General features: G+C 60.8%; 8 protein-coding genes and 1 pseudogene. 6 read left to right on the top strand and 3 right to left on the bottom strand.

What is annotated here, in order from left to right:
- Positions 1-5: 5 nt before the first annotated feature.
- Positions 6-683, top strand: a complete 678-nt coding sequence (bioD, locus tag AB5Y97_RS11990; RefSeq protein WP_005337893.1) for a dethiobiotin synthase — start codon at positions 6-8, stop codon at positions 681-683.
- Positions 684-796: 113 nt separating this feature from the next.
- Positions 797-1,669, top strand: coding sequence for a protease HtpX (gene htpX, locus AB5Y97_RS11985; RefSeq protein ID WP_005337890.1), 873 nt, complete (start codon positions 797-799; stop codon positions 1,667-1,669).
- A gap of 75 nt (positions 1,670-1,744) precedes the next feature.
- On the opposite strand, the gene AB5Y97_RS11980 is transcribed toward htpX, so the two are convergent.
- Together AB5Y97_RS11980 and AB5Y97_RS11975 are read right to left on the bottom strand one after the other, a co-directional pair.
- On the bottom strand, positions 1,745-3,457 hold the full coding sequence (locus AB5Y97_RS11980; protein ID WP_201945554.1) for a methyl-accepting chemotaxis protein: 1,713 nt from the start codon (positions 3,455-3,457) through the stop codon (positions 1,745-1,747).
- Positions 3,458-3,678: 221 nt separating this feature from the next.
- A complete protein-coding gene (locus AB5Y97_RS11975) occupies positions 3,679-5,481 on the bottom strand; it encodes an MOSC N-terminal beta barrel domain-containing protein (protein ID WP_201945553.1) in 1,803 nt (600 codons plus the stop codon).
- Positions 5,482-5,606: 125 nt separating this feature from the next.
- On the opposite strand from AB5Y97_RS11975, the gene AB5Y97_RS11970 reads away from it, so the two are divergent.
- The 4 genes from AB5Y97_RS11970 (at position 5,607) to AB5Y97_RS11955 (ending at position 12,348) form a co-directional block, all read left to right on the top strand.
- Complete coding sequence (locus tag AB5Y97_RS11970) at positions 5,607-6,359, top strand: ABC transporter substrate-binding protein (RefSeq protein ID WP_201945543.1); 753 nt, start codon at positions 5,607-5,609, stop codon at positions 6,357-6,359.
- Positions 6,360-6,535: 176 nt separating this feature from the next.
- The gene (locus AB5Y97_RS11965; RefSeq protein WP_368158021.1) at positions 6,536-8,182 is read left to right on the top strand and encodes an NAD(P)-binding protein; all 1,647 of its coding nucleotides are present in this window, start codon (positions 6,536-6,538) and stop codon (positions 8,180-8,182) included.
- Positions 8,179-11,754 carry a pyruvate:ferredoxin (flavodoxin) oxidoreductase gene (gene nifJ, locus AB5Y97_RS11960; RefSeq protein WP_368158019.1) on the top strand — a complete coding sequence of 1,192 codons (3,576 nt, stop codon included), beginning with the start codon at positions 8,179-8,181 and terminating at the stop codon, positions 11,752-11,754. Before AB5Y97_RS11965 ends, nifJ begins: the two co-directional genes overlap by 4 nt.
- A gap of 243 nt (positions 11,755-11,997) precedes the next feature.
- Positions 11,998-12,348 carry a hypothetical protein gene (locus AB5Y97_RS11955; RefSeq protein WP_368158017.1) on the top strand — a complete coding sequence of 117 codons (351 nt, stop codon included), beginning with the start codon at positions 11,998-12,000 and terminating at the stop codon, positions 12,346-12,348.
- On the opposite strand, the pseudogene AB5Y97_RS11950 reads toward AB5Y97_RS11955, so the two are convergent.
- A pseudogene (locus AB5Y97_RS11950) lies at positions 12,314-12,748 on the bottom strand (IS30-like element ISAs2 family transposase); the annotation flags it as partial. The gene AB5Y97_RS11955 and the pseudogene AB5Y97_RS11950 overlap by 35 nt on opposite strands.

Raw genomic sequence — 12,748 nt, 5'->3', positions numbered from 1 at the left:
ACCGTATGAAATCATTCTTTATCACCGGCACCGATACCGATGTGGGCAAGACGCTGGTGGCGCGCACCCTGCTGCGCGAATTCAGCGCACAGGGAATCAAGTGCGCGGGTTACAAGCCGGTCTCGGCCGGATGTGCTCGCACTCCGGACGGGCTGCGCAACCTGGATGCCGTTCTGTTGCAGGAGGCGGCGAGCCTGCCGCTGCCCTATGAGGTGGTCAATCCGTTCGCCTATGAGCCGCCGATTGCGCCCCACATTGCCGCCAGCGAGGCGCGCCAGCCCATCACCATGCAGGGGTTGAGCGAGGGGCTACGCAAGATTGAACAGGCCGGGGCCGAACTGGCGGTAGTGGAAGGGGCGGGGGGCTGGTATCTGCCGCTCGATCGCAAGCATCTGCTGTCGGACTGGGTCAAGCAGGAGAACATGGCGGTGATCATGGTAGTGGGGGCCAAGCTGGGTTGCCTCAACCATGCGCTGCTCACCTTTGCCGCTATTCGCAATGATCAGCTGCCGGTGGCGGGGTGGGTAATTAATCGGCTCCATGGTTCCATGAGCCATTATCAGGAAAATCTGGACACCCTGAGGGGCTTGCTGCCGGCACCCTTCCTCGGCGAAATTCCGTTTATAAACAATCCGCTTGAAGCCGATTTGCAGGGGCGTCTCGATATCTCGCCGCTACTTTGACGGCATATTCAGCGAACATTCATCGAATCTCCCTAGAATGTCGACATTAACATGATCAGGTGGGGATCCCGAGTGATCCCCGGTCATGTCCCTTATCTTCACAAGGAGTCTATATGAAGCGAATTATGCTATTCCTGGTGACCAACCTGGCCGTCATGCTGGTGCTGGGGGTGGTACTCAATATCCTGTTCTCGGTTCTGGGGATCAACAAGTCCAGCATTTCCGGGCTGTTGGTGTTCTGTGCCGTGTTCGGTTTTGGGGGTTCCTTTATCTCCTTGCTGATGTCCAAGTGGATGGCCAAGCGCAGCTATGGCGTCCAGGTCATCGAGCAACCCCGTAACGAGACCGAGCACTGGCTGGTGAGCACTGTGGCCCGTCAGGCCCGCGAAGCGGGTATCAAGATGCCGGAAGTGGGGATCTACGACTCTCCCGAGATGAACGCCTTTGCAACCGGCGCCCGCCGCGATGATTCGCTGGTGGCGGTCTCCTCTGGCCTGCTCTACAGCATGAGCCGTGACGAGGCGGAAGCGGTACTGGCCCACGAGGTTAGCCACGTGGCCAATGGCGACATGGTGACCCTGACCCTGATCCAGGGTGTAGTGAACACCTTCGTGATGTTCTTCGCCCGGATCGTGGCTGGCGTGATCAGCAACTTCTTCAGCTCCAACAACGAGGAAGAGAGCAGCAGTACCGGCGGTTTTGCCTACATGATCACCGTGTTCGTGCTGGAGATGCTGTTCGGCATTCTGGCCTCCATCATCGTCATGTGGTTCAGCCGTCAGCGTGAGTTCCGTGCCGATGCCGGTGCCGCCAAGCTGGCTGGTCGCGACAAGATGATTGCCGCCCTTGAGCGCCTCTCCCGTGGTGCCGAGCCTCAGCTGGAAGGCTCTATGATGGCCTTTGGCATCAACGGCAAGCGCTCCATGAGCGAACTGTTCATGAGTCACCCGCCCATCGAACAGCGTATCGCCGCCCTGCGTGGTTGATAGATACTGAATGACGGGGATACCCCGAATAAAAAACGGCTGCCTTCGAGCAGCCGTTTTGCTTTTCAGCGTTCTTTAAAGCTTGAAGTGCCCCATCTCCTGGCGCAGTACCCGTGACAGCTGCTTGAGCTTGGCCGCCTCTTGCGACACATGGCGGGCGGCATCCCCCGATTGTTCCGAGAGAGAGGTGATGTTGCCGACGGTAGAGACCACCTCGTTGGCTGCGGTGGACTGCTCGCGCAGGGTGTGGCTGATCTCTCCCATCAAGCCGGTGAGGTTGGAGGCGTGGCTCTGGATGCTGGCGATCGCCTCGCCGGTCTGGTTGGCCAGCGTGACACCGCGAGAGACGTTGTTGACCGTGTTCTCCATGCTGCGGATGGAGGCATCCGCCCCGCTCTGGATTTTGCTAATCATCCCGGTGATCTGCTGGGTTGAGGCCGCCGAGCGACTGGCCAGATTGCGCACCTCGTCGGCCACCACCGCAAAGCCGCGACCCTGTTCACCGGCCCGCGCCGCCTCGATGGCCGCGTTGAGAGCCAGCAGGTTGGTCTGATCGGCGATACCGCGGATCACCCCGATGATCTCCGAAATCTGCTGGGTATGGCCGTTGAGCTCGGAGATGGTGCTGGCCGCATCCCCCACCGTGGTGGAGATATTCTCGATGCTGCCGAGCGTCTCTTTAATGACCCCCGAACCCTCCTCCAGGGTATTGGCTGAGACCTTGCTCAGCTCGTCGGCATGGGTGGCATTGTCGGAGAGGTGACTGATGCTCACCACCAGCTCCTCGATGGCGGCGGCCATGGTCTGGGTGCTGGTTTGCTGATCGGTGGCAAACTGGGCGGTCTGCTCGGCGATCTGGGCGATGCTGTCAGCAGAGTGGGACAGCTCCTCGGTGGAGTGGGAGACCTTGGCGATGATCCCCTTGAGTGTGGTCTGCATACCGCCGAGCAGGCCGATCAGGCTCTCTTTCGATCCTGGCGGCACCTTGATGGGGCGCGAGAAGTCCCCTTCTGCCATCATATGGAGATCGGTCTTGAGCTGTTCGACCGAGGTGCCCACCAGATCGAGCAGGGAGCGATAGGTGCGCCAGAGGAAGAACATCAACACCAGACCGAGGGCGATAAAGAGATAGCGCAGCATGTCGGTATTGGCGATGGCGCTCTCGACTGCCTCATGGTTGCGCTGCTCCATCATCACGTAGAAGTCATCGATGGGGGACATGATGCGCCCCTTGTTCTGGTGATAGGCCTTGTCATGCATCATGGCGATGGCTTTTTGCTGGTTGGCAACCAGGTCGCCATCGCTCTGCTGTACCAGCTTGAAGGCGGCGACCTCGGTGTTGACCAGCGCATCCGAGTTGTTTTTGGCCTCGTTCAGTTTGGCGAGCTCACCGTCGGTGAAACCGGCATCCTTCATCAGGTCGATCAGGCCACGGCGAACATTGCTGTCGGGGCGGGGATTCTGGCCGTTGGCGGCGACAAAGTCCCAGTAGATACGATTGTAGCCATCCGGTCTCGTCTGTTCGCCGTTGCGAATGGCCAGGATCCGCATGTACTGCTGCTCGTAGGCTGGATCCTTGGTGATGACATAGGTGCGCCCGAGTCGGGTCAGATCATCGGAGGATTGGCGCAGTTCGTCGGCCAGCAGGTAGGAGACATATTGTTGTCGATAACTCTCTTCCAGTTGTTTACCCGCCCAGCTGTAGGCGAAAAACACCAGTGACAGCAGGATCAGGGTGATGACGGATAGCAGCAGGTTGAGCTGAAAGGCGGGCTTGTTCTGTTCCATGGTATGGGCGTCCTTTCCCTATGGCTGAGTGTCGTATGGAGCATCGCCAAGTCAATGGCTGGCAAGGCTTTTTGCTCTGAGAGTATAGGAAGGGAAACTCACTGATGAAGGCGGTGGGGACAAATTAAGGGCGGATCAGGTGAACAAGTGTGGATAAAGATGACCGGGGTCAATTCCCCGGTCATCTGGGGGGCGTGAGTTAATGCGGCCCGATCACCCGATCATAGGATTTCAAGGTCGGAGAGCGGCACGGCGCAGCAGGCAAGGATCTTGCCCTCTGCCCGCTCGGCGGCGGTGATGGCGGGGGCGTCGGGGTGATCCACCTCGCCCGAGAGCAGCGTCTGTTTGCAACTGCCGCAGATGCCGGCGCGGCAGCTCCACGGCAGCTCTACACCTTGCTTGTTGGCCTGATCCAGCACAGTGCCCTGATTGTTGCCGGTAAAGGCTTGGGCGCCGATACGCAGTTGTACCGCCTGATGGGGGCGGGCCACCGAGAGAATGGCGCTGCCAAAACTCTCCTGTTTGATCCGCGCGGCCGGAACGCGGAGGGCCGCAACTTTGGCGGCAGCATCGGCCATAAAGCCGTGGGGGCCACAGATAAAGACCTCTTTTTCGGCCAGCCCTTTGACCAGTTGCAGATGCTCATCATTGAGTCGCCCTTGCAGCCCCTGCCAGTGATTGTCCGGCTGGCTCAGGATAATGGTGAGGGTCATCCCCTGCTGCGCCATGGCGTGCAGTTCGCTGGCGGCGGGAATGTCCGCTTCGCTGCGGCACAGGTGCATAAAGTGAACCTCTTCCAGCTCCCCGCGTAGCGCCAGGGTGCGGGCTATCGCCAGCATGGGGGTGACGCCGGAGCCTGCGGAGAGCAACAGGAGGTTGCGCTCGCGGCCTAGGTGAAACTCGCCTGCGGGGTTGGCGGCCAGCAGCCGGTCGCCCACCTGCAACTGCTGGTGCAGCCAGTGGGAGATGCGGCCACCCTCCACCTTTTTGACGCTGATGCCGTAACGCTCCGGGTGATCCGGCGTGGAGCTCAGGGTATAGCGCCGCAGGATCCGTTCGTTTTTGATATCGAGACTGATGGGCAGATGCTGGCCGGGCAGGTAGTCGGGCAAGGGCTCGCCATCGGTCGCCTCGAACCAGAAGGTCTCCAGATCCCGCGCCAGCGGTTCGCGGGCCACGCAGATCAGCTCCCGCTTCTTCGGTGCGGCGGCGGGATAGACCAACGGTCTTGTGCGTTCCAGCACCTCGATCTCGCTGCCTGTCTCAATCCATCCCTCGTTCAGCGCCACCAGATTCTGGCCGAAGTAGACCTCGCCATCCTCGCCACGGCGGTAGCGGGTGAGGGTGGCCAGCGGCTCTTTCAGGGCGTTGAAGCGATCGGTGCCTGCTTCCACCGTGGTCATGATGCAGCGGCTGCAGGGCTTGACCACCTTGAATTCCACTTCGCCGATGCGGATGCGCATCCAGCTGTCCTCCTCGAAGGGCTGGGTGTTGCTTGCCACCAGATTGGTGCGGAACTGGCTCATCTGGTGCAGGGCATCGGAGCGCAGATTGAGATCCTCAAGGGAAGCCTGGCTTATCAGCAGCAGCGGATAACCGTCGGCAAAGCTGACCCGGGTGCCGGTCTTTTCACGAAAGCGATCCGAGGTTTCACCCAGCCAGAGCAGTTGCACTGGTTCCCCTGCCACCCGGCTTAGCCAGCCATCGGCTTTGGGGTCGGTGTGCAGGGCGGTGAAACGGTCGCTCCAGACTCCGGTAGCTTGCGGGGTGCGGCTGAAGTCGGTCTCTTGCAGGATGAGCGGTTCAAAGCCCGGATAGCGCAGTTGCAAGCCCCCTTCGATGGGGGTGGCCACGACCTGTTGCAGTTGGGGATGGGTTCGGGCGGTGATAAAGGTGCCGTCCGGTTTGACCACCATGTAGCGGCGATCCCCTGCCAGTCCCTCTTCGGTCACCCGGGCGCGAGCCAGCGGCATACCTGCAGTCGATTTGATGGGGTAGAGGTGAATGCTGTCTAGCCTGGGCATCTTCATATCCTTGTGACGCGGCGCGATCGCCTAGAAAAAGGGGAACATAACGGTTCCCCGACGATCCGGCAATCCTTTCAAGGGGGCGGTCTATAGTTGGGAAAACAGAACAAGAGGGCATCGGGATGAAAATAAGCTGGTTGCTGGCGGGGAGCCTTTTTTGCCACGGGCTCTGGGCGCAGGAGCTGACCCTGACCACGGGAGAGTATCCCCCTTACTGCTCCGAGACGCTGAAATATCAGGGGCTGATCCCCCATGTAGTGAGCGAGGCATTCAAGAGTGAAGGGGTGAGCGTCAAGTTCCAGTTTCTTCCCTGGAAGCGGGCCTTTCGCTTGTCGGAGGAGGGCTTGGTGGATGGCACTGTCCACTGGTATGAGTCGAGCGAGCGGCGCAAAACCCATCTCTACAGCGATCCCATCCTGAGCGAAACCTACGTCTGGTTCTATCTCAAGTCCGATCCGCTGGAATGGCGTGGCTATCAGGATCTGGCGGATCGCAAGCTGGCTGCGGTCAGTGGCTATACCTACAATGCAGATTTTTTTGCAGCTATCGCGCAGGTGCCGCTGCAGGTGCAGTTCGTCACCCGGCTGCGCCAGAGCTTCGATCTGCTGCTCTCCGGCCGCGCCGACCTGACCCTGGAGAACATAGATGTCGGCTACTACTCCCTGCGTCAGTTCTACCCGGCCAGCACGGTCGATCTCTTTGCAACCCATTCAAAACCCGTGATGAAAGTTGAAGGTCACCTGCTGATCAGTCGCAAGCGCGCCAACGCTGACGAACTGATCAAAACCTTCAATCGGGGGCTCGCCAAACTGAAAGCCAGCGGTCAGCTGGAGAAGATGTTACTTGAGTCACGTTCTGGTCTCTATGAACCATAAAGTGCAACATTTTTTGATCCTGATTCGCTAATCAGTACAAAAAAGCGGCCATTATCGACTCAGTTCCCAGTTTCTAACGCTTTCGCTTCTTCCCCATCCGGCCACCGTCAGCTTCGGCTACACGGTATCAAGCGCCATCGGGTGGGGCCTGTCACACAAAAAGAAGAAAGCAATGTATGAGCAAACAACTGGACATGACCCCATTGCCGGATCTCTCCCTGAAAACGGGAACAGGCCCGGTGCGTACCCGGCTACCCGTCTGGCGGCCGGCCCTGCCACCCTGCAATCATGCCTGCCCGGCCGGAGAAAATATCCAGGCCTGGCTCTCTTTGGCGCAGGCCGGCCGTTTTGAGGCGGCCTGGCAGACCCTGATCGAAGAGAACCCCTTGCCCGCCATTCATGGCCGGGTCTGCTACCACCCCTGCGAGAGCGCCTGCAACCGCGGTCAGGTGGATGAATCCGTCTCCATCCACGCCATCGAGCGTTTCCTCGGCGACGAAGCGCTGGCCCGTGGTTGGCAGCCTGCGCCACCTGCCCCTGCCAGCGGCAAGAAGGTGCTGGTGATCGGCGCCGGCCCCTCCGGTCTCTCCTGCGCCTGGCACCTCAACCGGTTCGGTCATCAGGTGGAGATCCGCGAAGCCGGGCCGCTTGCTGGCGGCATGCTGCGTTTTGGCATTCCCGCCTACCGTCTGCCCCGCGACGTGCTGGATCGGGAGGTAGCCCGCATCGTGGCGGCCGGGGTGACCCTGACCCTCAACCACAAGGTGGAGGATGTGCTGCGCGAGCGCGACGAGGGGGGCTTTGATGCCGTCTTTATGGCCATCGGCGCCCATCTGGCCAAGCGGGTCGATATTCCGGCCCGGGAAGCGGGCAAGATCCTCGATGCGGTGAGCTTCCTCGAACAGGCCAGTCTGGCCGAAGAGCAGGGCTTGCCGCCACCCAAACTGGGACGGCGGGTAGCGATTTATGGGGGTGGCAACACCGCCATGGACGCAGCCCGCACTGCTCGTCGCCTTGGGGTGGAAGAGGCAATGATTATCTACCGCCGCGACCGGGATCATATGCCTGCCCACGCCTTTGAAGCCGACGAGGCCGAGGAGGAGGGGATCAAGATCAACTGGCTGCGCAGCATCCGCCAGCTCGATAGCACCAATATCGAAGTGGAGGTGATGGCGCTGGATGCCGAGGGCAAGCCGGTGCCCACCGGCAAGTTTGAAACCCTCGAAGCGGACTCCCTTATTCTGGCGCTGGGCCAAGAGGTGGACTTGAGCGTGCTGGAGAGTATTCCCGGCGTGCGGGTCAACAAGGAGGGAGTGGTGCAGGTGGCGGGCAACCTGATGACGGATGTGCCGGGTCTGTTTGCGGGCGGCGACATGGTGCCCTCCGAGCGCACCGTCACCATCGCCACCGGCCATGGCAAGAAGGCGGCGCGCCATATGGATGCCTGGCTGCGCGGTCGTCACTACCAGAAGATGCTCTCCTACCCGCTGGTAGGGCCGGAGCAGTTGCAGCTCTGGTTCCAGACCCACGCGCCCGCCAGCAGTCAGCCGGTCAAACCGGCGTGGGCGCGGGATGATTTTGGCGAGATCATCGGCGGGCTGGATGAGGTGGCCGCCCGTTACGAGGCGGCGCGTTGCTACTCCTGCGGCAACTGCTTCGAGTGCGACGGCTGCTATGGCAGCTGCCCCGAACAGGCCATCGCCAAGTTGGGGCCGGGCAAAGGCTATCAGGTGGATGCCGAGCGCTGCACCGGCTGCGGTGCCTGTCACGACCAGTGCCCTTGTCACGCCATCGAGCTGCGCCAACCGGAGGAGTCCCAATGAAACATGAACTGATCATGGTCGATGGCAACGAAGCCGCGGCCCGGGTGGCCTACCAGCTGAGCGAAGTGTGTGCCATCTACCCCATTACTCCGAGCTCGACCATGGCCGAACTGGCCGATGCCTGGGCGGCGGAGGGGCAAACCAACCTGTGGGGCAACATCCCCACCGTAGTGGAGATGCAGAGTGAGGGGGGGGCTGCCGGTACGGTACACGGCGCCCTGCAGGCGGGGGCGCTCGCCACCACCTTCACCGCCAGTCAGGGGCTGATGCTGATGCTGCCCAACATGTACAAGATCGCCGGTGAATTGACCTCGGCGGTGTTCCATGTGGCGGCCCGCTCCTTGGCGGCGCAGGGGCTGTCGATTTTTGGCGACCATCAGGATGTGATGGCGGCGCGCAGCACCGGTTTTGCCATGCTTGCCTCCGGTTCGGTGCAGGAGGCGCAGGACCTGGCCTTGGTTGCCCATAGCGTCACCCTGCAGTGCCGGGTGCCCTTTATCCACTTCTTCGACGGCTTTCGCACCTCCCACGAGGTGAACAAGATCACCGCCCTGCATCGGGATGAGATTCGCGCCCTTATCGACAACGACTGGGTGCGCGCCCACCGCGCGCGGGCCCTCAACCCGGATCATCCGGTGATGCGTGGCACCGCCCAGAATCCGGATACCTATTTCCAGTCCCGCGAGAGCGTCAACCCCTTCTACGAGGCGGTACCAGCGCGGGTGCAGCAGTGCATGGACAACCTCGGCGAGCTGACCGGTCGTCACTACCGGTTGGTGGAGTACCACGGTGCGCCCGATGCCACCGACGTCATCGTGCTGATGGGCTCGGGGGCGGCCACCGCCCGCACTACAGTGGATTGGCTCAACCGGCAGGATCGCAAGACCGGGGTCTTGGTTGTGCGCCTCTATCGCCCCTTCCCGGTACAGGCGCTGCTCGATGCGCTACCGCAGAGCGTGCGGCGCATGGCGGTGCTGGATCGCACCAAGGAGCCGGGGGCGGGCGGCGAGCCGCTGCTGCTGGATGTGCAGAGCGCGCTAATTGATGGCTTGCAGCGCGGCCTGATCAAGCGGCTGCCGTGGCTCAGTGGCGGCCGTTACGGCCTCTCTTCCAAAGAGTTCACCCCCGCCATGTGCGCGGCGGTGTTCGAGGAGCTGGCCTGTGATGCGCCGCGCCCGCGCTTTACCGTAGGGATCGTCGATGACGTGTCGGGCCTCAGTCTGGCCTGGCACCCTATCGGCGATCTGGAGCCCGCCAGTCGGGTACGGGCGCTCTTCTTCGGCCTCGGTGCCGACGGCACGGTGGGCGCCAACAAGAACAGCATCAAGATCATCGGCGAGCTGGAGGGGTTCCACGCTCAGGGCTACTTCGTCTACGACTCCAAGAAGTCGGGCTCGCGCACCGTCTCCCACCTGCGCTTTGGCCCCGAGCCCATCGATGCCCCCTGGCTTATCGAGCAGGCGAGCTTTATCGGCTGCCACCAGTGGGGCTTTGTCGAGTCGGTGGATCTGCTGGAACACGCCGCCGAAGGGGCGACCCTGCTGCTCAATGCCCCCTATGAGGCGGACAAGGTGTGGGGTCAGCTGCCCGAGCGGCTGCGCGCCCGTATTCGCGCCCTCAATATCCAGCTCTACTGCATCGATGGGGATCGGGTGGCCGAGCAAAACGGCATGGGCAATCGCATCAACACCATTATGCAGACCTGCTTCTTCGCGCTGGCAGGGGTGTTGCCACGGGACGAGGCTATTGCGCTGATCAAGGAGAGCATCGAGAAGAGTTATGCCCGCAAGGGGCCCGAGGTGGTGGCGCGCAACTTCGCGGCGGTGGACGATACCCTGGCTCACTTGAGCAAGGTGGCGATCCCGGCCGGTGACGAGCAGATCAGCGACTATCCGCTGCCACTGGCACCGGGTGGCAGCGAGTTTGTCCAACGGGTCACAGGCGAGATGTTGGCGGGGCGTGGTGATTTGATCCCTGTCTCCATGCTGCCGGTGGATGGTACTTATCCCACCGCCACCAGCCGCTTCGAGAAGCGGGATATCGCCCGCGAGATCCCGATCTGGCACTCCGATATCTGCATCCAGTGCGGCAACTGCGTCTTTGTCTGCCCCCACGCGGCGCTGCGGGCCAAGTTCTACCATCAGGACTGGCTGGCGACCGCCCCCGAGGCCGCTCAGTCGGTGCCCGTCACCGCCAAGGGCTTCCCCGATAGCCGCTACACATTGCAGCTCTATCCGGAAGATTGCACCGGTTGTGGCCAGTGCGTGCAGGCCTGTCCGGTACGGGCTGGAGCGGATGAAAGCCATGAAGGCGAGCGCGCCATCGCCATGATGGACAAGGCGCCCCATCTGGCAGGCCAGAAACAGGCGCTGCGCTGGTTCGAGAGCCTGCCGTGGCCTGCCCGCGAGCGGGTGGATTTCTCCACCGTGCGCGGTGCCCAGTTCCTCGAACCCCTGTTCGAGTTCTCCGGCGCCTGCGCCGGTTGTGGCGAGACTCCGTATCTCAAGCTGCTGACCCAGCTGTTTGGCGATCGCATGCTGGTGGCCAACGCCACCGGTTGCTCCTCCATCTACGGCGGCAACCTGCCGACTACCCCGTGGGCCAAGAACGGCGAAGGGAAGGGGCCGGCCTGGTCGAACTCCCTGTTCGAGGACAACGCCGAGTTTGGCTTTGGTTTTCGTCTCACCGCCGATCAGCATCACGGGCAGGCGGTGGCGGCCCTTGAAGCGATGAAGGGGGAGCTGGGGGAGGCATTGGTCGAGTCGCTTATCAACGCCCCGCAACGGCTGGAGTCGGAGATCCGCGCCCAGCGCACCCGGGTCGCGCAAGTGCGCGAGCGGCTGGAAGAGGTGAAGTCCGGCAAGGCCCGTGAGCTGCTATCGCTTATCGATCAACTGGTGCGCCGCTCGGTCTGGATCATCGGCGGCGATGGCTGGGCCTATGATATCGGCTCGGCGGGGCTCGATCATGTGCTCGCCTCCGGCCGCGATGTGAACGTGCTGGTGATGGATACCGAGGTCTACTCCAACACCGGCGGCCAGATGTCGAAATCGACCCCGCTCGGCGCCGTCGCCAAGTTCGCGGCGGGAGGCAAGACGCTGGCCAAGAAGGATGTGGCGTTGCAAGCCATCTCCTACGGCAACGTCTATGTTGCCCGCATCGCCTTTGGTGCCAACCCGCAGCAGGCGCTGCAGGCCTTGCGTGAGGCGGAGGCCTATCCGGGGCCGTCGCTTATCATCGCCTACAGCCACTGCATCGCTCATGGCATCGATATGGAGTTTGGTTTGACCCAGCAAAAACGGGCCGTGGCCTCTGGTCACTGGCCGCTGATGCGCTACAACCCGGTATTGCGCAGTGCGGGGCAGAACCCCTTCAGCCTCGACAGCCTGCGCCCCTCCATTCCCCTCGCTGAATATCGGCAGGAGGAGACCCGTTATCGGGTGCTGGCCCAGAGCCATCCGGAGGAGGCCGAACGGCTGATGCAGGTGGCGCAAAAAGTGGCGTGGCAGAAGTGGGCCACCTACGAGGAGATGGCTACCCGCGAGGCCAGCCATTTCCATCCGCCGGTGTGAGGATAGGGTGAGTGAAATATAAACAAGCGGGCCATTGGCCCGCTTTTTAGGCTGAGAGACCCTAATTTGCTCATAGAGAAAAGTATTCATCTATCTAATCGAGGATTCGTATGATGTGTTTTTAATGTAAATATGTAAGCGATAGATTTTTTGATATGCTGGCTGAAAATCGATAGGATTTATGGCGTAACAGTATGTTGAAGTTTACTGCAATGTTTTATTGTCATTAGCTCTGGAGGGTTTGTGGATATTACAGCGATAACAAGTGCCTACACCGCAATTAAAAGTATAAAAGATATTGGTAAATTGGTTTTAGATGCCAAAGTTGATTCTGAGGTGTCGGAGAAAATCCAAGCATCAATCGAAAAGTTGGGTGATGTTCAGGATACACTGTTTTATATTCGTGAGGAGTTACTTAGTCAGCAAGAAGAAAAAGAACGGCTTAAAAAAGAGCTTGCAGCTGCATTAGCTGAATTAGAAATGGTAAAATCTGTCATATACCGTGCGCCTTCTTACTGGATAGTAAAACGCGAATTCAACTTCGAAGTGCGACACTCGCCTATGCCGCCTGACGGTACTCTTCGAATACCTTGACAGGCTGCCTGAATCCGAGACATTTCCGAGGTCGTAGGTTGAGCCACTGCTCCGCTCTCCTGACATCCTCGTCCGTGACCTCTCTCAGGTCTGTTCCCTTTGGGATAAACTGCCTCAACAGCCCATTGCTGTTCTCGTTCAGACCGCGCTCCCACGAAGAGTAAGGGTGCGCAAAGTAAGTCTCGGCACCCAGCGCTTCCTCTATCGCCTTGTGTTCGGCAAACTCGCCGCCGTTGTCAAAGGTGATGGTATGCACCTGCTCGATGTAGGGCGTTAACATCTCGATTATCGCATCCCGCACCACCCCAGCCTGTTTGCTCGCGACCCGCTTGACCAGATAGAGCCGGCTCTTGCGCTCCACCAGGGTGACCAGTGCACCTGTGCCTTGCTTGCCCAGCAC

Origin of the sequence: Aeromonas sp. R10-2, from assembly GCF_040908445.1 — a bacterium.
GTDB classification, from domain to species: Bacteria; Pseudomonadota; Gammaproteobacteria; order Enterobacterales; family Aeromonadaceae; genus Aeromonas; species Aeromonas veronii.
The sequence above is the reverse complement of the archived record's forward strand: the minus strand, read 5'-3'. Positions and strand labels throughout refer to the sequence as shown.